The following is a 22903-nucleotide window of genomic DNA, read 5'->3' as shown; positions in this document are numbered from 1 at the left end:
CGTCGCCCCGACCACGCTGGTACCGGCGCCTGGCTGGTCGCTACCGTGTGAACGTGACCACCGCGCAGATCCGCCAGCTCCCGCCCATCCAGCAGCAGATCATCGACGAGCTCGGCGTCCCTGCCGAGTTCGACGCTGCCGCCGAGGCCGAGCGCCGGATCGGGTTCCTGGCCGAGTACCTGCGCCGCACCGGTGCGGCGGGATATGTCCTGGGTATCAGCGGCGGGGTGGACTCCACGACGGCGGGGCGCCTCGCGCAGCTGGCCGTCGAGCGGCTCCGTGCCGAGGGCAGGGAGGCCGTGTTCGTGGCGGTCCGGCTGCCGTACGGGGTGCAGGCCGACGAGGCCGACGCCCAGGTGGCCATCTCCTTCATCGAGGCCGACGAGGTGCTTACCGTGAACATCGCCGAGCCGACGGATGCCATGGTCGCCGCGGTCCGGGCCGGTGGCACGACCGCCACCAGCGAGTCCGCGGCGGACTTCGTCAAGGGCAACGTCAAGGCCCGCCAGCGGATGGTCGCCCAGTACACGATCGCGGGCTTGCGCAACCTGCTCGTGATCGGAACCGACCATGCAGCCGAGGCGGTCACCGGCTTCTACACCAAGCACGGTGACGGCGCCTGCGACCTGACCCCGCTCGCCGGTCTCACCAAGCGCCGGGTCCGGGCCATCGGTGCCCACCTGGGGGCGCCGCAGACCCTGGTCACGAAGGTCCCGACCGCGGACCTCGAGGACGGCAAGCCCGGCAACCCGGACGAGGTGGCCCTCGGGGTGACCTACGAGGCGATCGACACCTACCTCGAGGGTGGCCCGGTCGCCGAGGAGGACCGCGAGACGATCGAACGCGCTTTCGCGCGTACCGCGCACAAGCGGGCGATGCCGGTCACGCCGGAGGACCTCGACCACGCCTGAGCGCGGGCCGCCCGGCCCTCTGCCCGAGGCAGCGCGGCGCGTCGCGGACCGACGAGCCCAGGTGGGCCCGCCGTCGGGCGGTAACGCCTCAGCCGTGCCCGAACATGCCGTCGACGTCCGGCAGGTCCCGGAACCCGGAGAACGTGCCGGCGTCGGCGATCTCCCGCGCGACGCCTAGGAAGCCGCCCCACGCCGCGCGCGCCAGGGTGCCGCCCACACTGATCCGCCGCACGCCGAGCGCGCCCGCCTGCGCCACGGTCAGGAACGGCGAGTTGATCAGCAGGTTCACCGGCTTCGGCGCGACGGCGGCCACGACGGCCTCGATTTCCGCGACCGTCGTGATCCGGGGCGCGTAGAGGCAGTCGGCACCCGCCTCGGCGTATGCGCGCAGCCGGCGCACGGTCTCGTCGATGTCCGGGCGGCCGACGACGAAGCCTTCGGACCGCGCGGTCAGCAGCACCCCCGTGCCGCTCTCGTCGATCGCGCGGCGCGCCGCCCGCACCCGCTCGAGGGACACCTCGAACGGGAGCAGGGGCTCGGATTGATCGCCCGAGGAGTCCTCGATCGACAGGCCGGCGATACCGGTGGCGACGGCGCGGCTCACGTTCGTGGCCACCTGCTCGGGATCGACGGCGTAGCCGCCCTCGAAGTCCGCGTTCACCGGCACGTCGACGGCGTCGGCGACCTCCTTGAGGTGCGCGAGCACCTGCTCGAGGTCGACGTGGGTGTCCGCCCGGCCGCGGGTCCAGGCGAACCCTGAGCTCGTCGTCGCCAGCGCCGGGAAACCGAGCCCCTCCAGGACCCGTGCGCTCCCGGGATCCCAAGGGTTCGGCATCACGAAGGTGCCGCTGGAGTGCAGGCGGTGGAACGCTGCGACGCGATCGGCCTGGACGTGCATGGCACACCTCGAGAAGGGGCTGGGCTCCGCACTCTACTCCGCCGCCGCGGGGTCCGAGCGGGTCTGCGAGGTGGACCTGCGCGGGTCAGCGCACGGCGATCTCGATCAGATCGACGACACCGTCCTCGACGCCGATCCGGAGCGTCGTGGCGCCGGGGACCGTCGGCGTCGAGCCACGCCAGGCGGTCCCGGACCAGGCGCCGGTGACCGCGACGCCGCCGAGCCGCACGGTCATGGTGCCGAGGGGCGCGGCCGGGTCCGCGGGCGGGGTCGGAGTCGGCGTGATGCCCGACGGCGCAGCCGGCCCGGTCCGCAGGGTCACCGTGGTCTCGGACGAGCCGCCGGGGCGAGCCACCGGCTCGGCGACGTGCAGGTCGTAGTCGACCCGGTCTCCGGCGCGCAGATGCACCGCGAACGTGCCGGCTCGGGCGCGCTCGGCCGGGTCGGCGGCGAACGGGTTCACGTCGGGGTCGCCGCCGGTGTAGCGGATCGTGACCGGCTCGTCCGGCCATGGCTCGCCGGCGGCATCGGCCGGCTCCGCCGCGCCGGTCTGCGACTCGGCGGCGGTGCTCGACGCGATGCTCCGCGAGCCCGCGCAGGCGCCGGAGAACGCGTAGGCCGGCAGGGTCACCGGCGTGCGGTGCAGCAGCGCCGCGATCACCTCACCGTGCCAGGTGCAGTTCGGCAGCCGCACGGCCTCGACCAGGGCGAGCAGCGTGGCCCAGGCGGCGTCGGGGTCGGGTCGCTCGTGCGTGCCCGCCGCGTACCCGGCGATGGCATCCCAACCCGGCGGCGGCACGACCACGGCGGGGGAGTGCGGGTTGTCGATCTTCTTCCAGGTCCAGAAGTTCCAGCCGATGCCCTGGGCCGTGTACAGCCCGAACGCGGCAGCCAGCCAGTCCGTGCCGTTCTCGCCGCCCTCGCCCATGTAGATCGGAAGGCCGAGCCGGTCCCGGACCTCGAGGTGGGGCGCGATCCCGGCCCGGTCCGGCGGCGCCCAGTACCGGTGGAACTGGATCGCCGAGTTCGCGTCCCAGACCTCGGTGAAGATCGAGACGTCGCTGGCCCAGTGCAGGCCCTCATACATGATGAGGTGGTCCGGGTCGATGGCCCGGATCGTCGCGGTGAGGTCGCGGTACAGGCTGACCAGGTCGACGGCGTGGGCGGCGGCGTGCTCGTTCGGCAGCGGTTCGTTGAGCAGGTCGTAGGCCGCGACCACTGGCTCGTCGGAGTAGCGGCGGGCCAGTTCGGCCCACAGCGCCACGGTCAGGGCGCGGTAGTTCGGATCGGTGAACAGCTCCGGGCGCCCGCGCGGTGAGTCGTCGATATTGGTGCCGGTCTGCCCGCCGGGGGCGCCGTGCAGGTCCAGCACCACGTGCAGGCCATGGACGCGGCACCAGTCGATGCACGCGTCGATCAGGGTGAACCCGTCGGCGAGGAACGCGCCCGAGTCGTCCATGACGACGCGGGAGTTGATCGGCAGCCGCACGTGGTCGAACCCCTGCGCGGCGATCTCGGCGACGTCGGCCTCGGTGAAGAACGACGCTCGCCACCGGGTCCAGAATGTCGCGGCCCGTTCGGGCCCGACCAGGTCGGCGAACAGGGCCTCGATCTCCCGTGGAGACTGTGCGGGCACGCCGGCTCCGGGCCGCCCGGCCGGCCGGAAGCCCCACATGTAGCCCTCCGGCAGCAGCCAGGTGCCGATACCGACGCCGCGTTCGAGCGCCGGTGCGCCGGTCCCGTCGACGATCCGGGTGCCCGCCCGGCGCACGAAGGAGCGCGCGGCGACGTCCGGGCGGGACGCGGCGAGCGGGCTCAGCGGCGGGTGGGTGGCGGACACTGTGGAGCTCATGCGTGCACCACGCCGTCGGCGACGCGCACGTCCGCACCCTCGATCACGATGTCCACTCCTGCGCGGATGTCCGCCACCGAACGGCCCACGTGCACGCGGTAGGTGCCGCCGACCCGCTGCCATCCCGTCGATCCCGATCCACTGGGAACCCACCGCTCGAGAGCGCGTCCGGGCACCCGGACGGTCACTGTGGCAGCCGCGCCCGCGGCAACGTCCGCGCAGGCGAAGGCGGCCAGCCGCAGCATCCCCGGGTCACCCGGTCGCTCCAGGTACACCTGCACCACCTCGCGCCCGGCGCGCGGTCCGACGTTGGTGACGTCCACGCCGACGGTGAGGTCGCCGTCGGGCTCGCAGGTCACGGCGGGCTCGCCGTGGGTGAAGTCGGTCCAGCCCAGCCCGTGCCCGAACGGCAGCGCCGGTGTGCGGCCGAGGCGCTGCCAGCCCAGGTAGCCCACGTCGGTGCCCTCGCGGTAGTCGACGACGCCGTCGACGGGCGCGCCGTCCGGGACCGGTACGTCGTCGGCGCTCGCGGGCAGCGTCCACGGCAGCCGGCCGGCGGGCTCGGTCCGGCCGAGCAGCACGTCGGCGAGGGCGTGCCCGAACTCCTGCCCCGGCAACCACGCCCACAGCACCGTGTCGACCTCGTCGAGCCACGGCAGCAGCACCGGTGCGCCCGCGTTCACCACCACCACGGTGCGCGGGTTCACGGCCGCGACCCGGCGGACGAGCTCGTCCTGGCGGCCCGGCAGCGCGAGCGAGGCGCGGTCCCAGCCCTCGCTCTCCACCTCGCCGTTCGTGCCGACCACCACGACCGCGACGTCCGCCTCGGCAGCCAGGGCCACGGCCTCGTCGATCTCGATGCCGGTGTCCGGGCCGGGGAGCGCGTGCCGCAGCGTCGCGCTGATGAGCCGCCCGTACTGGCCGGTGTCCACGACGTGCAGGCGCAGCTCGACCTCGACGTCCCGCGACCCGTCGACCAGGACCGGCACCCGTACCCCGAGGGGTGCGTTCACAGACGAGTTCAGCACCGCCTGCGCGCCGTCGTCGTCGCGCGCGCTGGCCACGAGCTCACCGTCGACGAGCACGTCGTGGTAGCCGATCGCGCCGAGCTCCAGCTCGTGGGTGCCGTCGCCGGTCAGATGCACGGTGGTACGCAGGACCAGCTCGGCACTGTCCGCCGGGAAGCCGTAGTGCCAGGTCCAGTCGGTGCGGGCCGCGGACTCCTGCGCGAGCAGCGCACCGCCGGCGTCGTGGGCGCTCAGGTGCACACCGGCCCCGCCGGTGACGGGGTCCGTGATGAGGTCGGTGCCGAGCATCGGCGCATGCTCGAGCACAGCGCCACCGCGAGCGAAGCGGACGACGGCGGAGGTGCCGTCGAGCGCGTCGGTGAGCCCTTCGAGGGGACTCACCTCGTGCTCGACGCGCACCTTCGCGCTGCCGCCGCCCTGGACGTAGGGCTCGACGGCGTTGGCGCCGATCAGCGCGATCGTCCGGCCGGCCGACGCCGCCGCCAACGGCCACGCCGCACCACGCCGCAGCACGACGGTCGCACGCGCCGCGAGGTCGCGCGAGACCGACCAGCCCTCCTCGACGAGGTGCGCCGGGATCGGCGCCGGACCTGCGCCGTCGAGCTTGCCGACGCGCTGTGCCAGGCGCAGCAACCGGACCACCTTGTCGTCGATGACGGACTCGGGCACCTCCCCGGTCTGGACGGCAGCGACGAGCGCATCCTGCCAGGGCCCGTGCGGTCCCGGCATCACCAGATCCATGCCGGCGTTCGCCGTCGGGACGGTCGTGCGGGCCGCCGCCCAGTCGCTGACCACGAGCCCGTCGTAACCCCACTCCTGCTTCAACAGGGTGGTGAGCAGCCGGCGGTGCTCGCCGGCGGGGGCGGACTCCTCGCCGTCGTCGAGGCCGTTGTAGGCGGACATGACCGTCCAGGCGCCGGCCTCGACCGCACCCCGGTGGAACGGCGGCAGGTACGCCTCGCGGAGGGTGACCTCGTCCACCCGGGCCACGTAGGTGGTCCGGTCGGTCTCGGAGTCGTTGGCGACGAAGTGCTTCGCGCAGGCGGCCACGCCGAGGTCCTGCATCGCGGCGATGACGGTGGCGCCGACCGCTCCGGTCAGGTACGGGTCCTCGCTGTAGTTCTCGAAGTGCCGTCCGCCGACCGGGACGCGTTGCAGGTTCAGCACCGGGGCCAGGACCACGTCCACGCCCCGGCGCCGGGCTGCCGCCGCGAAGAACCGGCCGATCCGCGCGGCCTGCTCGAGGTCCCAGGTGGCGGCGAGCGCGCTCGGGGCCGGGAGCGAGGTCGACGTGCCGGGCCCGATGCCGCGCACGCCGGCCGGCCCGTCCGACATCACGACCTCCGCCAGGCCGATCGACTCCTGGGCGTGGGTGGTCCAGGCGGTGGCTCCGGTGAGCAGGGTGACCTTCTCGGCGACGGTCAGGGTGGCGACCCGGGCGAGAAGGTCATCGGTGGGCAGGGAGGTCATCGAGATCCGATCGTTGCTGCGGGGTGGTTTCGAGTGGGCCGGAGGTGCCGGCGAAGTCGTCTACAGTCGCCGACATGGGTATCGATCCGGACGTGGCGGCGTCCGTTCGCGCGGACGGGGTGCAGAAGCAGCGCACCAGGCGCCGGCGGCAGGAGATCCTCGAGGTGGCCTCGCAGACGTTCGCCACCCGCGGCTTCTACAACGCGTCGCTGGCCGAGATCGCCGACGAGGTCGGCATCTCCGCGGCCGGGATCCTGCACCATTTCAAGAGCAAGGACCAGCTGCTCACCGAACTCCTGCACCACCGGGACATGGCGGACATCGAGGAGGCCGGGCACGGGCACGGCCTGCGCGGCCTGGAGTTCCTGCACCACCTCGTCGACACCGCCGCCCGGAACGCCACCCGGCCCGGCATCACGCAGCTGTACACGGTGCTGTCCGCGGAGTCGGTGACCACCGACCACCCGGCCCAGGCGTGGTTCCGGGCGCGCTACGACGGGCTGCGCGCCATGGTCACCGAGGCGCTCGCCGACGCCCGGGACATCGGCGAGCTCCGCGACGACGCGGACATCGCCGAGACGGCCACCGCGATCATCGCGGTGATGGACGGGTTGCAGATCCAATGGTTGCTCGCTCCCGGGACGGTGGACATGGAGGCAGTGACCAGGCGGACGATCGATGCGTTGATCGCCGCGCTGGCCCCGGAGGAGGACTGAGGCTCAGCCCTTGATGGCGCCCGTGAGCACGCCCTTCGTGAAGTACCGCTGCGCGAACGGGTAGAGCAGCAGGATCGGGATCGTGGCCACCACGATCACCGCCATCTGCAACGTCTGCCCCGGTGGCGGTGGCTGGTCCGGTGCCTGGATCGACGTCAGCGCCGAGCCCTGCACCACGTACTGGTTCAGGACCACCTGGATCGGCCACTTCGTGGTGTCGTTGAGGTAGATCATCGCGTTGAAGAACGCGTTCCAGTACCCGACGGCGTAGAACAGTGCGATCACCGCGAGCACCGCCTTGGACAGCGGCAGCACGATCTGCGTGAAGATGCGCAGGTCGCTGGCGCCGTCGAGGCGGGCCGACTCGAGCAGCTCGGCGGGCAGGCCCATGAAGAAGTTCCGGACCACCACCATGTTGAACGCCGAGATCAGGCCCGGGATGATCAGCGACCAGTACGAGTCCAGCATCCCGAGGGAGCGCACCAGCAGGTAGTTCGGGATGATCCCGGCCCCGAACAGCATGGTGCACAGCACCAGCACGAGCACGAACTTCGCACCGGGCACGTCCCGGGTGCGCATCAGCCCATAGGCGAGCGTGGTGGTGAAGATCATCGACAGCGTGGTGCCGACCGCGGTGATCCCGATCGAGACGAGCATCGCCCGGGTGACCACGTCCCCGCCGAGGATGGACCGGTAGGCGTCGAGGGAGAACGACGTCGGGAACAGGCCGCCGGACGCGGCAGCCTCGCGGGAGGCGAAGCTCATCGCGATCACGTACACGAACGGGTACAGCATCACGAGCACGATGAACGCGATCGTGACCGCTTTGGCCGCCTGGACGGGCTTGGACGGGACGCCCATCCAGACGGGGCGGTTCGGATACCGGCGCCGGTCGTCCGGTCCTCTCGTGGGCGTAGCGGTGGGGAGCAGGGCCGCCATCAGAACAGTCCTTCCGTGCCGAGTCGCTTCGCGAACTTGTTGGCGGCGATGACCAGGATGGTGCCGATCACGCCCTTGAACAGACCAGCGGCCGTGGACAGGCCCCAGTCGCCGCCGGCGATGCCGCGGTAGTAGACGAACGTGTCAAGGACCTCCGCCGCCGCGGACCCGACGGCCGGCTGCTGCAGCAGCAACTGCTCGAAGCCGACCGTGAGCACGTTCCCGATGGTCAGGATGAGCAGCAGTGTGATCACCGGCACCAGCCCGGGCAGGGTCACGTGCCAGGTTCGCCGCATCGACCCGGCGCCGTCGACCGCGGCCGCCTCGTACAGCTCGTTCGGGATCGAGGTGATGGCCGCGAAGAAGATGATCGTGCCCCAGCCGATGTCCTTCCAGATCACCTGGGAGACCACAAGTGCCTTGAACGTGTCCGGGTCGGACATGATGTTCACGCCGTCGATGCCGATGGCGGAGAACAGCTCGGCCACCGGGCCGGCGCCGCCGAGGACCTGCTGCCAGATCGCGATCACGATCACCCAGGAGATGAAGTGCGGCAGGTACACGATCGACTGCACCACGCGCTTGATCCGCTCCGAGATGAGCGAGTTCAGCAACAGCGCGAGCAGGATCGGGGCCGGGAACGCGAACACGATCTGCAGGAACGAGATCACCAGGGTGTTCGTCAGCGCCCGCATGAACTGGGGGTCGTTGAACATCGCGGCGAAGTTCTCCAGGCCCACCCACTCCGAGCCGCCGATGCCCCAGTACGGGGAGTAGTCCTGGAACGCCACCACGTTCCCGGCGAGCGGCAGGTAGGCGAAGATCAGGAAGAACAGCAGACCGGGCACGATGAACAGGTACGTGGCCCGCTCGCGCTTCATCCGCGTCCAGGTGGTGGCCCGCCCGCGAGCATCCCGGCCACGACCCCGGTTCCCCCCGCGCGCGCCACCAGGCGCGCCGTCGCCGGCCGACGTCGCGCCGCGCGCGCCCTTCTCGCCGAGCGCACCCGCCCGTGCGGTGTCCACGACGCCACCGGGCGGGTCCGAGGCCGACGTGCGTGCGTTGACTGCCACCGGCTCAGGCCTCGTCGAGCGCGGCCTGGTAGGCGTCCCGGACGGCGTCGCCACCGGCGGACCGCCAGGCCTCGCGGTACTCCTCGATGGCGCTCAGGTCCATCCGGCCCGAGACGATCCCACCGCGGTAGTCGGTGTCCACCTCGGACATCCGGGACCCGTTCTCCACGGACGGCTCGTTGTAGATACCGACCACGGGACTCGGCACGGTCGCCGCGGTCAGCACCTCGACACACTCGCGGAAGTTGTCCACGAACTCGAGCGCGTTCGCCGGGATGTTGAACGACGGCGACTTGAATGCGCCCAACCACTGCAGGGCCGCGCGGTCCGCGTTCGCGGTCTCGTCGTCGAGGCTGAGGATCTCGTTGTCCGGGCCGAACTCGAAGTTGTAGCCCTCCACGCCGGTGTGGATGAACAGGGCCTCGGTGCTGCCGTCCGGGGCACGCCAGTAGTTGATGACGTTCAGCAGCTCGGCCAGGCGCTCCGGGTCCTCGGCCGCCTTCGCGGAGATCGCGACCATGCCCCAGTAGCCGTCATTGCGCTGGATCAGCAGGTCGCCGCCGTCGAACGCGGGCGGGACGAACAGGCCGGGTGCGGCGCCGGGGGTGATGTCCACGGTGTCCCGGAAGATCCCCGCGCCGAAGAAGCCGTTGAAGGAGTCCACCGTGAGCGCTACCTGGCCGTTCGTGAACAGTTCGGCGGCCTGGTTGCCCTGGGTGGCCAGCGCCAGGGCATCGGGGTGGTAGACGCCGGCGTTCCACATGCTGTTGTGGAACGCGAGGACGTCGGCGTAGGCGTCGGTCTCGATGATGTTCACGACCTTGCCGGCGTCGTCGAGCTGCCAGGTGGTGCCGGCCCGGAACATCCACTCCACGTAGGACTGGGCCTTGCCGTCGAACGCGGCGATGCCCCAGTGCTGCTTGCCGTTGACGGACCCGAGCGCGGCGATGTCGCTCATCATCTGCAGGTAGCCGTCCGCGTCGTCCGGGATCGCGTCGTAGCCGGCCGCGGTCATGAGGTCGTAGCGGATCGCGGGGAAGTTCGTCAGGTACGGGTCCTCGTTCGGGACCCCGAAGATGTGGCCGTTCTTGGCTGAAGCGGACCACGCGTTGGTGGCGACGTTCGCAAGGTTGGGCCACTGCAGGATGCCGTCCCCGGCGAGTACCTCGGACAGGTCCGCGAACACACCGTCGCCGATCGCCTGGGCGGCCACGGCGTTCGTGTCCTGCACGAAGGAGAGGTCCGGGATCTCCCCGGACGCGATGGTGGTGGCCATCTTCTCGTTGTAGGTGTCGAACGCGACCAGGGTCGGCTTGAACTCCCCGCCGAGGCGCTCGTTCAGGCTCACCCAGTACTCGTTGGCGGGAATGTCCTGCGGCGGAGCGCCCCAGAGCACCTGGAACGTGGTCACTTCACCCCCGGAGAGGGGCACCTCGGTCACGGAGTCTGCGTACTCGGCGATGGGCTGGGTGTAGATGGTGGGCATGCCCTCCACCTCACTGACCAGGCCGCCGGGGATCTCGGGCGGCGCCACGTAGGTGGGCAGTTCCAGTTCGACGGCGTCGCCCGGGTCCGGGCGGTTACCGCCGCCACCGCCGGACGAGCACGAGGCGAGTGCGACACCGGCGGACGTGACGCCGGCCACGGTCAGGAAACCGCGGCGGGTGAGGGGGACATGGATCGGGGCCTGCGACATTGGGGTTCTCCTTGGACGTGGCGACTCTGCCGACGTCGAGGAACGCTAGCCGCGATCTTCGATTTTGTCTAACGTCCGTTAAGTAACAGGGTCTGACCTGCGGTGATGCGCCGTTCAGCGGTCGATCGGCTGGATCGTGTAACCGCCGGGCAGGCTGTCCGCCTCGTAGCCGGTGACCTCCACCTCCACCCGGAGCATCCCGTCCTGAAGGACCGCGTGCGCGCCGTCCGCCTCCGGCGGGCCGACCCGTGACTCCAGTGTGAACCCGACGTCGACGAGCCGTTCGATAGCCTGATCCAGTGCGGCGATCGAGCTGCCGTGGATGCCGTAGTCGCCACTGATGGTCCAGCCCGTGTCCGCGTTGCCACCGGAGCCGAGCAGGACGCCGTCCATCAGGGGCAGCTCGCCCTCCGGGAAGTCCGGGGGCAGCGCACCAGGGAACTCCTGGCCGGCGTCCGGCACGGCCTCCGCCGCGTCGCGCCCGCCGGTCACGGCGGCGCCGCCGCCGGTCACGGTCAGCTCGAGCGGTGCGCTGAGCACCTCCCAGGTGGCCGGGTGCTCGGGTGCGTCGATGCCGAATCCGACCGCCACGAACACGCGGTAGTCCCCGTCCGGGAGCAGCCGGCCTTCGGTCGAGGTGTCTGTGCAGGTGTCTGTCAGCGGATGCCAGGCCGCGGCGGGCAGCAGCTGTGAGCCGTCCGCCGGAAGATCTAGCGGAGCCCCGGACGGCGACCCACCCGTCGCGCGCCACCAGCTGCGTACCCGGCCGTCGAGGTCGGTGATCATGGTGACCGTCTCCGCGCCGGCGGTGCCGGTCAGGTGGCCGGCGTTCACGGAGCCGACGGTGAGGTCAAGGCTCAGCCCGTCGGTGCCGGGGTGGTCCGGGTCGCCGGGCTGGTGTGGCCCGGCGTCGGTGCCCAACGTCACGTACAGCGGGTTCTCGCCCACCGCGGGCGTCACCTCGCCACAGACCGGGGTGTACCCGCCGGCCGACGCATCGGGGTCCGCGGTCGGATCGGGGTCGTCGGTGACGGCTGCGATCTGCCCGCCGGTCACGTCGATGATCACGGCATCGGAGTGCCAGTCCCCGCCGTCGGGGGTGAGGTCGCCCGTGAGCATCACGCCATACCGGCCATCGGGCAGCGGGTCGCCCTGGGAGACGGAACCGGACGCGCAGGCGCCCACCGTGCCGAGCGCCGCCACCACGTCGGAGGCCCCCGGACCCAGCGTGGTCGGCTCGGTGCCACCGGCCGACGCAAGGCCCACGATGTCCCCACCGCCGAAGAGATACACGACCAGCTGGGCGGGGGCGGCCTGGGCCTGGGTACTGCCCGGGTTCGTCACCGTGGTGGCCACGGCCAGCTGCATCCCATCCACCATCGTCAGCGACGCGGGGCCGGAGGGGGCGGAGGTCGAGCCCACCACGTCGGCCACGCTCAGGTCGCAGTACTCCCAGGGCGTGCCGGCCGGTGACGCGGGTGGTTCCGGTTGGGCGGCCTGCCAGGTCAGCGTGCCGATGGCTGCCACACCGGCCACGCCCACCATGCCCACGGCGCTCGAGCCCACCCGGTTCACCGTGCGGCGGTGCCGCACCCGGCTGCGGATCGCGCCGAGGCGCTCGCCAAGCGGGTCCGCCTCGGGCACGGTCGTCTCGGCCACCTCCCGCAGCAGCTCGTTGAGGTTCATGGGTGCGCCTCTCCTGCGGTGGGTACCGGGTCTGCGGCGGGTACCGGGTCTGCCGTGGGTACCGGGTCTGCCGTGGCCACCGGATCCTGGGACGGGTCGGGCGCGAGCCGCGCGGCGAGCGCGGCGTTCGCGTCGCTCAGGTAGCGCTTCACGGTGCCCTGGGCGATCCCGAGCTCCTCGGCGATCTGCGGGACGCTCAGATCCATGTAGTAGCGCAGCACCACGCACGCGCGCTCGCGCGGGCTCAGGGTGCGCAGCGCGGCGGTGACGTCGACGCGGGCCGACACGACGCCGTCGGGCTCGGACACGACGCGCTCGGGCACGACGAACAGGTGCCGCACCTTGGCCCAGCGGCGGTGCCGCCGGTAGGAATCCAGGTAGAGGGTGAGGATCGCGCGGCGCACGTACGCCTCGACGTCCTCGATGTCACGCGGGCGGCGGGTGCCCGCGAACACCTTGACGAGGGCGTCCTGGACGAGATCCTCGGCGCCGCGCCGCTCACCGACCAGGAGCGAGGCGTACCGCAGCAGAGCCGTGCCGCGCTCGCGGACCAACTCGGTCAGGGCATCCTCGCCGTTCATCACCCACCTCGTCACCTTGGGCGCCTCTATCCATGATGACGCACGGCACTGCGGAAACGTTGGGTAAGCGCGTGCTCGGGGTCAGTTGGTGACGTCGATCGTGCCGGCCGGGGCGATGGCCAGGACGTTGCGGGTGCCCTCGCTCCAGTACAGGTCGAGGTCCATGAGCATCACGTATGCCTCGTACTGGCCCGGCTCGAGCGGCTCCAGCGGGAGGGACGGCGACCAGCCCGGTGCGCAGAAGTCCCCGAGTGAGTGCCCCGCGTTGACGACCTGCGTCTCGTCCGGGCCGAGGGCGAGGTCACGGGTGTCGTCACTGCCGAGGTACTCGGGGGAGACGACCACGCCGTCGGCGACCAGGACGGTCCAGGTGTAGACCCCGTGCGCGACGGACTCCGAGCTGACGTTGCGTGCCGTCGGCTCCAGGGACATGGAGTTCTCGCCGGTGGACGGATCGGAGACGAACGGGCCGTCCGGCCACTCCACGGTCAGCTCGAGGCCGGTATTCATGGTCGGCGGCGCCCAGGCGTCGCCGCACATCGGCTCGAACACCGGGGCGGGCTCGAGGGCGTCGACCGGGTCGGCCGGGTCATCGGTCTCCGGATCGGTGGGCTCGTCCGTCGGCCCCTCGGTCGCCGGGTCCATGGGGCCGACCACGCCGTCGGTGACCGAGAACGCCTCCGCGCCCGTGGCCCACCGACCGGAATCCACGACGGAGCCGACCTGGTACAGCTCATAGTCACCGTCGGCAAGGGACTCGCCCTCGCATGCCGAGAACTCGAATGTGGCCGACCAGTCCACCGCGTTCCCGGCGGGCACGGTGATCATCTCGGCCGAGCGGCCGTCCAGGTGGTACCCGCGCACCGATCCGGTCACCGGGTCCACCGCGTAGGAGGAGATCGAGCTGACCGGCACGTCGAAGTCACCGTCGTCGGGGTTCTCCACGGTGGTCGTGACCACCACCGCCGGCCCCTGCCCGTCGGTCGCGATCGCCGAGGACACCACCGCGGACGAGACGCCGTCCGGCAGGAGGTCGTCGATCGTCAGCGTGCACACCTCGACCGGCTGAGCCGGCGGCAGTGGGTCTCGGTCGAGGTCGCTCACCTGCCACACGATCACGCCGATCGCGGCAACGGTGGCGACGCTCGCCATGGTGGCGCCTGCGGCGCGGGCCCGACGGCGGCGCCTGACCCCGGCGATGAGCTCACCGGTGCGGGAGGTCAGCGGGTTGGGCGCGCTCGCGCGCGCCTCGTTGCGGAGCATGTCTTCGAGGTTCATCGCCGTTCTCCTTCCAGGGACCCATCGAGTTCGGCCACCAGGTGCAGGCCCGCGTCGTGCAGGTGCCGTTTCACGGTGCCGGGGCTCACGCCGAGCTCGTCGGCGATCTGCGGCACGGTGAGGTCCGCGTAGTAGCGCAGGACCATGCAGGCACGCTGCCTGGGTCCGAGCAGGGCCAGGGCGCGGTCCACGTCGAGGCGGTCCGGGCTGTGCCGCTCGGGACCGGCGGTGGAGTCCGAGCCGGGCAGCAGGTGCCGCACGGCGGCCCAGCGCCGACGGCGGCGGTAGCCATCCAGGTAGAGCGTCAGGACGGTGCGGCGCACGTAGGCCTCCGCGTGCTCGACGGCCACGCCGTCGTCGCCGCGGGGTGGCTTGCGCATCACCGCGAACACCTTCGTGAGGGCCTCCTGGACGAGGTCCTCACCCTCCGCGAGATCCCCGCAGAGCAGGGTCGCGTACCGCACCAACGCACCCCCTCGTTGGCGCACCAGGTCCGTCAGGACCGGTTCCCAGTGGCTCATGTTGTCCCCTCATCGCAACCTGTCACCGGCAAACGGGGTCGGCGCGGCTCCCGGTGCGGCCGGCGTCGGGCCGGCCTTCATAGAGGTAGACGACCCAGCGTCCCGAACCGTTGAGTCGGCCACTCCCGATTGTGGTGCCGCCAGGGACCAACGTCCCGATGTTTTCGCACCTCACGTCAGCAAACCACAACATGTAGTAAATGGCAGCGTGTTGCACCACAACATCTAGCCTCCAGCGGTTCTACGGTCGAGAGGTCGAATCCACTTCGGACCAAGGAGCCCACCGTGAGCACCCAGAACCTCCCACCCACCCGACCAACCCACGCGACGCCGTCGGCAACATCCGACCACGCGACCCACGTGACGCCGTCGGGCACTGCCCTCGCGCCCACCCTCGTCGACCCGATCGCGGCGGTGGACGACTACCTGGACCGCAGCGACTGGCGCGTCAACGCGAACGCGAACCAGGGCTTCTCGCTCGGCGGTCTGATGCTGAACACCTCAGGCAAGGTCATCGCGAACTACTGGCTGGACACGGTCTACCCGGCCGCGGTCGGCCGCGCCCACCGCGAGGCGGACCTGCACATCCACGACCTCGACATGCTCTCCGGCTACTGCGCCGGCTGGTCGTTGCGCGCACTGCTGCACGAAGGGTTCAACGGGGTCCCCGGTGCGATCGCGGCTCGGCCGCCCCGGCACCTCTCCGCCGCCGTCGGGCAGATCGTGAACTTCCTCGGCACGTTGCAGAACGAGTGGGCCGGGGCGCAGGCGTTCAGCTCCTTCGACACCTATCTGGCCCCGTTCGTGCGGGTGGACGCGATGACCTACGAGCAGGTGCACCAGTGCCTGCAGGAGATGATCCACAACCTGAACGCGTCCTCGCGGTGGGGCACCCAGACCCCGTTCACGAACCTCACGTTCGACTGGACCTGCCCCGACGACCTGCGCGAGCAGATCCCGATGGTCGCTGGGCAGGAGTGCGACTTCAGCTATGGCGACCTGCAGGCCGAGATGGACCTGATCAACCGGGCGTACATCGACGTGATGACCACCGGTGACGCCGGCGGGCGGGTCTTCACCTTCCCGATCCCCACCTACAACATCACCAAGGACTTCGACTGGGACTCCGAGAACGCGCAGGCGCTGTTCGCGATGACCGCGAAGTACGGGCTGCCGTACTTCCAGAACTTCATCAACTCCGACCTGGACCCGGGCATGATCCGCTCGATGTGCTGCCGGCTGCAGCTCGACCTGCGTGAGCTGCTGGCGAGGGGCAACGGGCTGTTCGGGTCCGCGGAGCTGACCGGGTCGATCGGCGTGGTGACCGTCAACTGCGCCCGGTTGGGGTACCTGCACGCGGGCGACGAGATTGCGCTCGTGGCGGCGCTGGACCGGCTGCTGGACCTCGGCAAGGAGTCGCTGGAGCTCAAGCGGACCGCCGTCGCCGGCTGGCTCGAGGCGGGCCTGTACCCGTACACGCGGCGCTACCTGCCCTCGCTCGACAACCACTTCTCGACGCTCGGCGTGAACGGGATGAACGAGATGGTTCGCAACTTCACCGCCGATGCCTACGACCTCACCGACCCGCGCGGGCACGCGCTGGTCGTCCGGGTGCTGGATCACGTGCGCGAGCGCCTGATCGGCTACCAGGAGGAGACCGGCCACCTGTACAACCTCGAGGCGACCCCGGCCGAAGGCACCACGTACCGGTTCGCCAAGGAGGACCGGCGCCGCTTCCGCGGCATCGTCCAGGCAGGCACCGACGCCAACCCCTACTACACGAACTCCTCCCAGCTGCCCGTCGGCTTCACCGACGACCCGTTCGAGGCCCTCACCCGCCAGGACGACCTGCAGCGCAAATACACCGGCGGCACCGTGCTGCACCTGTACCTGAGCGAGCGGCTCTCCGACGCCGACGCCTGCAAGCGGCTGGTGCGTCGCTCGCTCGAACGGTTCTCGCTGCCGTACCTGACCGTCACCCCGACGTTCTCGATCTGCCCGGCGCACGGCTATCTGGCGGGGGAGCGGCCGACCTGCCCGCGCTGCGCCGCCGCCGACCCGGACGCCCGGCCCGTCGTCTGTGAGGTCTGGACCCGCGTGATGGGCTACCACCGACCGGTCAGCTCGTTCAACATCGGCAAGAAGGGCGAGCACTCCGAGCGGCGCCACTTCACGGAGGCGGCGGCGGGCGTCGGCGCTCCCGTGCTGGAGCCGGTGTGAGTACGAGGGCGCCCGCTCGCCCGGGCTCGCGGGCGGCGGGTCTGCAGGTGGCCGGGTTGACCCGGATGTCCGGCTGCGACTGGCCCGGGCGCCTCGTCGCGACCGTGTTCCTGCAGGGCTGCCCGTGGAACTGCGTGTACTGCCACAACTCTGACCTGATCCCCACTCGCGCCCCGGGCCTGCACGCTTGGCAGGACGTGTTCGAGTTCCTGACCGGTCGCCTCGGCCTGCTCGACGGCGTCGTGTTCTCCGGAGGGGAGCCGACCCGCCAGCTCGCGCTCGGCGCTGCGATCGAAGCCGTGCGCGGCCTCGGGTTCGGCGTCGGACTGCATACCGCAGGCGCGTACCCGAGCCGGCTGGCCGCCGTCGCCGGGTCCGTCGACTGGATCGGCCTCGACATCAAGGCCGAGCCCGACGGCTACGCGGATGTGATCCGCACCGGCGGTGGGGCCGCGGCCTGGCGCAGCCTGGACGTGGCTCTGGCCTCCCCAGCCGGTCTGGAGGTGCGCACCACGATCCACCCGGGCTCCGCCGTCGACGTCCTCGGCCTGGCCCGGCGGCTGCAGGCCGCAGGCGTGCGCCACTACGCCCTGCAGTGCGCCCGCCCGGCGGGGGCGCGGGAGGAGTTCACGGCCGACGGCGTGGGCTGGGACGAGCGGTTCGCCCGCCTGGCCGAGGCGGTCGCCGGGGTCGGCTTCGAACGGTTCGAGGTGAGGTCGGGCTGAGGCCGGGTGCCCTGACCTCGCTCCTGGCGCCGTGGGCGGGCCGGCCGAGCACCCGAGTGGCTCATGGCATCGTCCCCGTTGGCTAGACTCTCGCTCAGCCCGAGGCGACACGGATGCCTGGGGACCTGTGCGTAGTTCGTCGAGGAGGACGGATGCTCGAGCTCGGAAACACGAGCGTTGTCATTGTGTCGGTGATCGCTGTCATCGGTGTTCTCTCGCTGGTCCTGGCGGTGATCCTGCGGAAGCAGGTTCTCGCCGCCGGTGAGGGAACGCCGAAGATGCAGGAGATCGCTGCCGCTATTCAAGAGGGGGCCTCGGCGTATCTGAGCCGGCAGTTCCGAACACTGGCGATCTTCGCCGTCGTCGTGTTCGGGTTGTTGTTCCTGCTACCAGGCGACGGCGCCATCAAGATAGGCCGGTCCGTCGCGTTCCTGTTCGGGGCCGGTTTCTCCGCCGCGATCGGGTACCTCGGCATGTGGCTCGCCACCCGCGCGAACCTGCGCGTCGCGGCCGCCGCGACAGGGGCGAACGGGCGCGCGGAGGGGGCGCGCATCGCGTTCCGCACCGGCGGCGTGGTCGGCATGAGCGTGGTGGGCCTCGGCCTGCTTGGCGCCGCGGCCGTGGTGCTCAGCTTCCGCGGGGATGCGCCAGCGGTGCTGGAGGGCTTCGGCTTCGGCGCGGCGCTGCTGGCGATGTTCATGCGCGTCGGCGGCGGCATCTTCACGAAGGCGGCCGATGTCGGCGCGGACCTGGTCGGCAAGGTCGAGAAGGGCATCCCCGAGGATGACCCGCGCAACGCCGCCACCATCGCGGACAACGTCGGTGACAACGTCGGCGACTGCGCCGGAATGGCCGCTGACCTGTTCGAGTCCTACGCCGTGATGCTGGTGGCCGCGCTCATCCTGGGGAAGGCGACCATGGGTGAGCAAGGGCTCGTGTTCCCGCTCATCGTGACCGCGATCGGGGCGATCGTGGCCGTACTTGGCGTGGCGATCACCCGCGTCCGCGGCACCGAGAGCGGGCTGCGCGCAATCTATCGCGGCTTCTATGTGTCTGCTCTCGTCGGAGCCGGCCTCGCGGCCGTGGCGGCCTTCATCTACCTGCCGTCGACCTTCGCGGCGATCCCCGGCGTCAGCGCCGATCTCGCCGAGCACGCCGGTGACCCGCGGCTGGTGACGGCGGCGGCCGTGCTGGTCGGTGTGGTCCTGGCCGGGATCATCCTGGCCGTGACCGGGTACTTCACCGGCACCACGTCAAAGCCGACCAAGCACGTGGCAGCCACCTCGCGGACCGGCGCCGCCACCGTGGTGCTGTCCGGCATCGGCGTCGGGTTCGAGTCGGCCGTGTACACGGCCGGGATCATCGCGGCTGCCATGTGTGGACTGTTCCTGCTTGCCGGCGGCTCCATCTGGCTGTCGCTGTTCCTGATCGCGCTCGCGGGCTGTGGGCTTCTCACGACCGTCGGTGTGATCGTCGCGATGGACACGTTCGGGCCCGTCAGCGACAACGCGCAGGGCATCGCCGAGATGTCCGGTGACGTCGACGAGGAGGGCGCCAAGATCCTGACCGACCTGGACGCCGTCGGGAACACCACGAAGGCCATCACCAAGGGGATCGCGATCGCGACCGCCGTGCTCGCGGCGACCGCACTCTTCGGCTCCTACGGCGACGCGGTGAACACTGCCCTGGCGGACATCGACTTCGATCCGGCAGCGCGCGGGAACGACCTCGTCGCGGCGATGCTGAACTACGAGATCGTCTCCCCGATCACCCTGGTCGGCCTGATCCTCGGGGCTGCGACGGTGTTCCTGTTCTCCGGGCTGGCGATCGACGCCGTGACCCGGGCGGCCGGCGCGATCGTGTTCGAGGTGCGCCGTCAGTTCCGGGACTTCCCGGGCATCATGACCGGCGAGACCCGTCCGGAGTACGGCAAGGTCGTGGACATCTGCACCCGTGACTCGCTTCGCGAGCTTGCGACGCCGGGTCTGCTGGCCGCGTTCGCTCCCATCGCGGTCGGGTTCGGCCTCGGTGTCGGTGCGCTCGCCGGGTTCCTCGGGGGTGCGATCGGTGCCGGGGTGCTGATGGCGGTGTTCCTCGCGAACTCCGGTGGTGCCTGGGACAACGCCAAGAAGATCGTCGAGGACGGCCACTACGGCGGCAAGAACTCCGAGGCGCACGCCGCGGTGGTCATCGGTGACACGGTCGGCGACCCGTTCAAGGACACCGCCGGGCCGGCCATCAACCCGCTGATCAAGGTCATGAACCTGGTCTCGGTGCTGATCGCACCGGCCGTGGTCGTCATGAGCGTCCCGGCCGACGCCAACCACGTGGTCCGGATCGCGATCGCCACGGCGGCCGCACTGATCGCGTTCGGCGCGATCGTTGCCTCTCGGCTGCGCGCTTCGAAGGTGGACGCCGCCAACGAGGCCCAGGCCGAACGCGAAGCGGAGCAGATCGCGGCGAACTGAGTTCACTCGCGCGCTCGACCGGTGGGCGTCCTACGACCGTGAGGGTCGCGGGGCGCCCACCGGCTTTCAGATCCGCTCGACCACGGCCGTCAGGTCGCCTCCGGCATCGCCGGTGTTGACCACCCCGGCGGGCTCCAGTAGCAGCGCCTTGACCTCCGCGTCGGCGCGCGGGCAGTGCTCGACCCCACGCGGCACGACGAACAGTTGGCCCGGGCCGAGGATGACGTCCCGATCCCGCAGCTGGATGGTGAGCTGGCCGTCCAGCACGAGGAACAACTCGTCGGTCTCCTCGTGGGTGTGCCAGACGAAGTCACCCTTGATCCGGACCAGCTTGACCTCGTAGTCATTCAGGTGCGCGACCAGCTTCGGTGACCAGTGCTCGGCGAAGAGATCGAACTTCGCGTTGAGATCCACCGCGTCCTCTGTCATGACCCTAGTCTGCCAAGCGTGCGGGCGAGGCTTGGGCAATGGCACGATGAGGCCATGGATCCAGCCGCCGCACGCACCGCCCTGATCACCGGCGCGAGCCGCGGCATCGGACGGCACCTCGCCCTCGGGTTGGCCGACGCCGGGCTGGACGTGGCGCTGCTCGCTCGGGACGTCGACCGGTTGACGGGCGTGGCCGAGGAGGTCGAGTCCCGCGGCAGTCGTGCGGTGGTGCTGGCGGCGGACGTGACCGATCGGGTCGCCGTCGATGCCGCTGTCGCCGAGGCCGAGTACGCCCTCGGCAGGGTGGACCTGCTGGTCAACAACGCTGGCCTGGTGGATGCCGAGGTGCCGCTCTGGGAGGCGGATCCCGAGCAGTGGCGCGAGGTTCTCGTCACGGACGTGTACGGGCCGTTCCTGCTGGCTCGGGCCGTCGTGCCCGGGATGCTGAGTCGCGGCGGCGGCAGGGTCGTGGACCTCAACTCCGGGGCGGGCACCCGCGACTTCGCGGACATGAGCTCCTACAACGCGGCCAAGACCGCACTCTTCCGCATCGGCGGCGGGCTGCACACAGCCGGCTTCTCGCGCGGGCTGCGGGCGTTCGAGGTGGCGCCCGGTGTGGTCCCGACCGACATGTCCACCGGGATGCGAATGCACGTCGGTCGGACCGACTGGACCCCGCCCGAGGCTGTGGTGGAGATCGTGGCGGCCATCGCCGCGGGCGAGCTGGACAACCTCTCCGGCTGCTACCTGCGAGCCGGCCTGGACACGGTCGACGATCTGCACGCCCGCGCGGCAGCGGGACCGCAGGCCGGCCGCCGTCTCGAGATCACCGACTGGCTCTGACCGGCCACGACGTCGCGTCGGCCGACTGGCCGTCGACGAGCAGGTCGCCTCCGGATCTCGGAGGGCCCGCCGCGTCGACAATTCGGGTGACGCAGGACGGACCCAGGTCTGCTCGTCCTGTCAGCTCGTGACCGGCGGCTGTTCGAGGGCCGTGTCGTGATGCTCCTGCGGGCGCACCCGGATGAGCAGCAGCAGGCCGGCGAGCAATACCAGAATGATGCCGAGAATGCCCCAGTACTGAGCCTCATCCCTCGTCAGCCCGGTCACGGCGACGCCCACAACGATCGCGGTTGAGAACGCGGCGGGCGCCATGAAGCTGACCGCTCGCCCCGTTGTGGCGTAGAGGCCGAACACCTCACCTTCGCGACCTGCGGGGATGAGTCGGGCCAGGAACGTGCGCGATGCGGACTGGGCCGGCCCGACGAAGATGCACAGGATCAACCCGAGGATCCAGAACACCTTGGTGCCGCCGGAGTGGAAGATGAAGATCAGGGTGCCGGCGATGATCATCGACGTCAGCGACAGCAGGATCACGCGCTTCGGGCCGAGCAGGTCGTCCAGGGCGCCGAACGCGATCGTGGCGACCCCGGCGACGACGTTCGCCACGACACCGAAGATGATCACCTGGCCGGCGCTGAAGCCGAACACACCGGCCGCGATCACCCCGCCGAACGTGAACACGCCGGCCAGGCCGTCGCGGAACACGGCCGAGGCGATCAGGAAGAAGACGGTGTTCTTGTCCGCACGCCACAGGTCGGCGACCGTGCGGAAGAGCAGGCGGTAGGACTCGATGAGACCGGGTCGTGGATCTCGCGCCGTGCCAGTCCGGGGCTTGTCCCGGATCGTCAGGATCACCGGGATCGAGAACAGCAGCGTCCAGGCGGCGCACAGGAGCATGGTGACGCGGACGTCCATGCCGTTCTCGCCAGTGATGCCGAAGACGCCCACGTCGGGGTTGATCAGGCCGAAGTAGACCATCAGCAGCAGCACGATCCCACCGATGTAGCCCAGTCCCCAGCCGAGCCCGGACACCCGCCCGACGGTGCTCGCCGTCGAGATCTCGTTGAGCATGGCGTTGTAGTTGACGGAGGCGAACTCGAACGCGATGTTGCCGCCGGCGAGCAGGAGCAGGCCGAGCCAGAGGTACTCGGGCGCGGGCTGGACGAAGAACAGCCCGGCCGAGGCGATCACTACCAGAAGGGTGTTGACCGTCAGCCACAGGGTGCGTCGACCCGCCCGGTCCGCGCTCTGACCCGTGATGGGAGCGAACAGTGCGATCAGCACACCCGCTCCGGCGAGGACCCATCCGAGCGTGGACTCCGCGCCCGGCCCGAACGCGTCCGAAGTGATGTAGACCGTGAAGACGAACGTGGTGATCACCGCGTTGAACGCCGCGGAGCCCCAGTCCCAGAGCGCCCAGGCGGTCACCGGCCAGGTCAGGATCCGGCTCGGCGGCGCCTTCGGATCGCTGTCGGTGCTCGAGGCGCCAGGCGCGGGCGACACCGCCTTGTTCGTCTCGTCCATAGGGACAAGGTAGAGACAACCTGCATCCAGATGGTGTCCATCGGG

18 protein-coding genes are annotated in these 22903 nt (G+C 70.8%); 6 read left to right on the top strand and 12 right to left on the bottom strand.

Annotation, left to right across the window (positions count from 1 at the left end):
• The first annotated feature begins 53 nt into the window (after window positions 1-53).
• Window positions 54-911, top strand: coding sequence for an ammonia-dependent NAD(+) synthetase (gene nadE, locus HALOF300_RS14755; RefSeq protein ID WP_231955407.1), 858 nt, complete (start codon window positions 54-56; stop codon window positions 909-911).
• Between the two features lie 88 nt (window positions 912-999).
• Here nadE and HALOF300_RS14750 read toward each other — a convergent pair whose 3' ends face one another.
• The 3 genes from HALOF300_RS14750 to HALOF300_RS14740 form a co-directional block, all read right to left on the bottom strand.
• Complete coding sequence (locus tag HALOF300_RS14750) at window positions 1000-1809, bottom strand: isocitrate lyase/PEP mutase family protein (RefSeq protein WP_156741686.1); 810 nt, start codon at window positions 1807-1809, stop codon at window positions 1000-1002.
• Between the two features lie 85 nt (window positions 1810-1894).
• Window positions 1895-3661 carry a glycoside hydrolase family 5 protein gene (locus tag HALOF300_RS14745; RefSeq protein WP_156741685.1) on the bottom strand — a complete coding sequence of 589 codons (1767 nt, stop codon included), beginning with the start codon at window positions 3659-3661 and terminating at the stop codon, window positions 1895-1897.
• Entirely contained in the window at window positions 3658-6159 is a 2502-nt protein-coding gene (locus HALOF300_RS14740) for a glycoside hydrolase family 3 protein (protein WP_156741684.1), read from the bottom strand. The genes HALOF300_RS14745 and HALOF300_RS14740 overlap by 4 nt, the downstream gene beginning before the upstream one ends.
• 74 nt (window positions 6160-6233) lie before the next feature.
• Here HALOF300_RS14740 and HALOF300_RS14735 point away from each other — a divergent pair, with 74 nt between their 5' ends.
• The gene (locus HALOF300_RS14735) at window positions 6234-6875 is read left to right on the top strand and encodes a TetR/AcrR family transcriptional regulator (protein ID WP_156741683.1); all 642 of its coding nucleotides are present in this window, start codon (window positions 6234-6236) and stop codon (window positions 6873-6875) included.
• 3 nt (window positions 6876-6878) lie between these two features.
• Here the strand turns inward: HALOF300_RS14735 and HALOF300_RS14730 are convergent, their stop codons facing one another.
• From HALOF300_RS14730 to HALOF300_RS14700, 7 genes are all read right to left on the bottom strand, one after another.
• Window positions 6879-7814, bottom strand: a complete 936-nt coding sequence (locus tag HALOF300_RS14730) for a carbohydrate ABC transporter permease (RefSeq protein ID WP_197522574.1) — start codon at window positions 7812-7814, stop codon at window positions 6879-6881.
• Window positions 7814-8887 carry an ABC transporter permease gene (locus HALOF300_RS14725; RefSeq protein WP_231955404.1) on the bottom strand — a complete coding sequence of 358 codons (1074 nt, stop codon included), beginning with the start codon at window positions 8885-8887 and terminating at the stop codon, window positions 7814-7816. The genes HALOF300_RS14730 and HALOF300_RS14725 overlap by 1 nt, the downstream gene beginning before the upstream one ends.
• A 4-nt stretch (window positions 8888-8891) precedes the next feature.
• The gene (locus HALOF300_RS14720; protein ID WP_156741682.1) at window positions 8892-10583 is read right to left on the bottom strand and encodes an extracellular solute-binding protein; all 1692 of its coding nucleotides are present in this window, start codon (window positions 10581-10583) and stop codon (window positions 8892-8894) included.
• Window positions 10584-10697: 114 nt separating this feature from the next.
• Window positions 10698-12269: a hypothetical protein gene (locus HALOF300_RS14715; RefSeq protein WP_156741681.1), complete on the bottom strand. Its 1572-nt coding sequence runs from the start codon at window positions 12267-12269 to the stop codon at window positions 10698-10700.
• Window positions 12266-12865, bottom strand: coding sequence for a SigE family RNA polymerase sigma factor (locus HALOF300_RS14710; protein ID WP_231955403.1), 600 nt, complete (start codon window positions 12863-12865; stop codon window positions 12266-12268). The genes HALOF300_RS14715 and HALOF300_RS14710 overlap by 4 nt, the downstream gene beginning before the upstream one ends.
• A gap of 66 nt (window positions 12866-12931) precedes the next feature.
• Window positions 12932-14128, bottom strand: coding sequence for a hypothetical protein (locus HALOF300_RS14705; RefSeq protein ID WP_156741680.1), 1197 nt, complete (start codon window positions 14126-14128; stop codon window positions 12932-12934).
• On the bottom strand, window positions 14125-14649 hold the full coding sequence (locus tag HALOF300_RS14700) for a sigma-70 family RNA polymerase sigma factor (protein ID WP_156741679.1): 525 nt from the start codon (window positions 14647-14649) through the stop codon (window positions 14125-14127). The genes HALOF300_RS14705 and HALOF300_RS14700 overlap by 4 nt, the downstream gene beginning before the upstream one ends.
• A gap of 360 nt (window positions 14650-15009) precedes the next feature.
• Between HALOF300_RS14700 and HALOF300_RS14695 the strand changes: the two genes are divergently transcribed.
• From HALOF300_RS14695 to HALOF300_RS14685, 3 genes are all read left to right on the top strand, one after another.
• On the top strand, window positions 15010-16869 hold the full coding sequence (locus tag HALOF300_RS14695) for a ribonucleoside triphosphate reductase (RefSeq protein WP_156741705.1): 1860 nt from the start codon (window positions 15010-15012) through the stop codon (window positions 16867-16869).
• On the top strand, window positions 16866-17594 hold the full coding sequence (locus HALOF300_RS14690; RefSeq protein WP_231955402.1) for an anaerobic ribonucleoside-triphosphate reductase activating protein: 729 nt from the start codon (window positions 16866-16868) through the stop codon (window positions 17592-17594). The genes HALOF300_RS14695 and HALOF300_RS14690 overlap by 4 nt, the downstream gene beginning before the upstream one ends.
• A gap of 152 nt (window positions 17595-17746) precedes the next feature.
• Window positions 17747-20062, top strand: coding sequence for a sodium-translocating pyrophosphatase (locus HALOF300_RS14685; RefSeq protein WP_154795719.1), 2316 nt, complete (start codon window positions 17747-17749; stop codon window positions 20060-20062).
• 66 nt (window positions 20063-20128) lie between these two features.
• Here the strand turns inward: HALOF300_RS14685 and HALOF300_RS14680 are convergent, their stop codons facing one another.
• Window positions 20129-20491: a cupin domain-containing protein gene (locus HALOF300_RS14680; protein WP_156741678.1), complete on the bottom strand. Its 363-nt coding sequence runs from the start codon at window positions 20489-20491 to the stop codon at window positions 20129-20131.
• A gap of 54 nt (window positions 20492-20545) precedes the next feature.
• Between HALOF300_RS14680 and HALOF300_RS14675 the strand changes: the two genes are divergently transcribed.
• Window positions 20546-21334, top strand: coding sequence for an SDR family NAD(P)-dependent oxidoreductase (locus HALOF300_RS14675; RefSeq protein WP_156741677.1), 789 nt, complete (start codon window positions 20546-20548; stop codon window positions 21332-21334).
• Window positions 21335-21454: 120 nt separating this feature from the next.
• Here the strand turns inward: HALOF300_RS14675 and HALOF300_RS14670 are convergent, their stop codons facing one another.
• A complete protein-coding gene (locus HALOF300_RS14670) occupies window positions 21455-22858 on the bottom strand; it encodes an MFS transporter (RefSeq protein WP_156741676.1) in 1404 nt (467 codons plus the stop codon).
• Window positions 22859-22903: the final 45 nt, after the last annotated feature.

The sequence above is a fragment of the Occultella aeris genome (assembly GCF_902703175.1).
Lineage (GTDB): Bacteria > Actinomycetota > Actinomycetes > Actinomycetales > Beutenbergiaceae > Occultella > Occultella aeris.
The sequence above is the reverse complement of the archived record's forward strand: the minus strand, read 5'-3'. Positions and strand labels throughout refer to the sequence as shown.

Bases quoted from the DNA above. Each gene is read 5' to 3' on its own strand.
- HALOF300_RS14720 (WP_156741682.1), bottom strand. From the start codon at position 10,583: ATGTCGCAGGCCCCGATCCATGTCCCCCTCACCCGCCGCGGTTTCCTG.
- HALOF300_RS14735 (WP_156741683.1), top strand. From the start codon at position 6,234: ATGGGTATCGATCCGGACGTGGCGGCGTCCGTTCGCGCGGACGGGGTG.
- HALOF300_RS14685 (WP_154795719.1), top strand. From the start codon at position 17,747: ATGCTCGAGCTCGGAAACACGAGCGTTGTCATTGTGTCGGTGATCGCT.
- HALOF300_RS14745 (WP_156741685.1), bottom strand. From the start codon at position 3,661: ATGAGCTCCACAGTGTCCGCCACCCACCCGCCGCTGAGCCCGCTCGCC.
- HALOF300_RS14730 (WP_197522574.1), bottom strand. From the start codon at position 7,814: ATGGCGGCCCTGCTCCCCACCGCTACGCCCACGAGAGGACCGGACGAC.
- HALOF300_RS14670 (WP_156741676.1), bottom strand. From the start codon at position 22,858: ATGGACGAGACGAACAAGGCGGTGTCGCCCGCGCCTGGCGCCTCGAGC.
- HALOF300_RS14680 (WP_156741678.1), bottom strand. From the start codon at position 20,491: ATGACAGAGGACGCGGTGGATCTCAACGCGAAGTTCGATCTCTTCGCC.
- HALOF300_RS14675 (WP_156741677.1), top strand. From the start codon at position 20,546: ATGGATCCAGCCGCCGCACGCACCGCCCTGATCACCGGCGCGAGCCGC.
- HALOF300_RS14700 (WP_156741679.1), bottom strand. From the start codon at position 14,649: ATGAGCCACTGGGAACCGGTCCTGACGGACCTGGTGCGCCAACGAGGG.
- HALOF300_RS14740 (WP_156741684.1), bottom strand. From the start codon at position 6,159: ATGACCTCCCTGCCCACCGATGACCTTCTCGCCCGGGTCGCCACCCTG.
- HALOF300_RS14715 (WP_156741681.1), bottom strand. From the start codon at position 12,269: ATGAACCTCAACGAGCTGCTGCGGGAGGTGGCCGAGACGACCGTGCCC.
- HALOF300_RS14705 (WP_156741680.1), bottom strand. From the start codon at position 14,128: ATGAACCTCGAAGACATGCTCCGCAACGAGGCGCGCGCGAGCGCGCCC.
- HALOF300_RS14750 (WP_156741686.1), bottom strand. From the start codon at position 1,809: ATGCACGTCCAGGCCGATCGCGTCGCAGCGTTCCACCGCCTGCACTCC.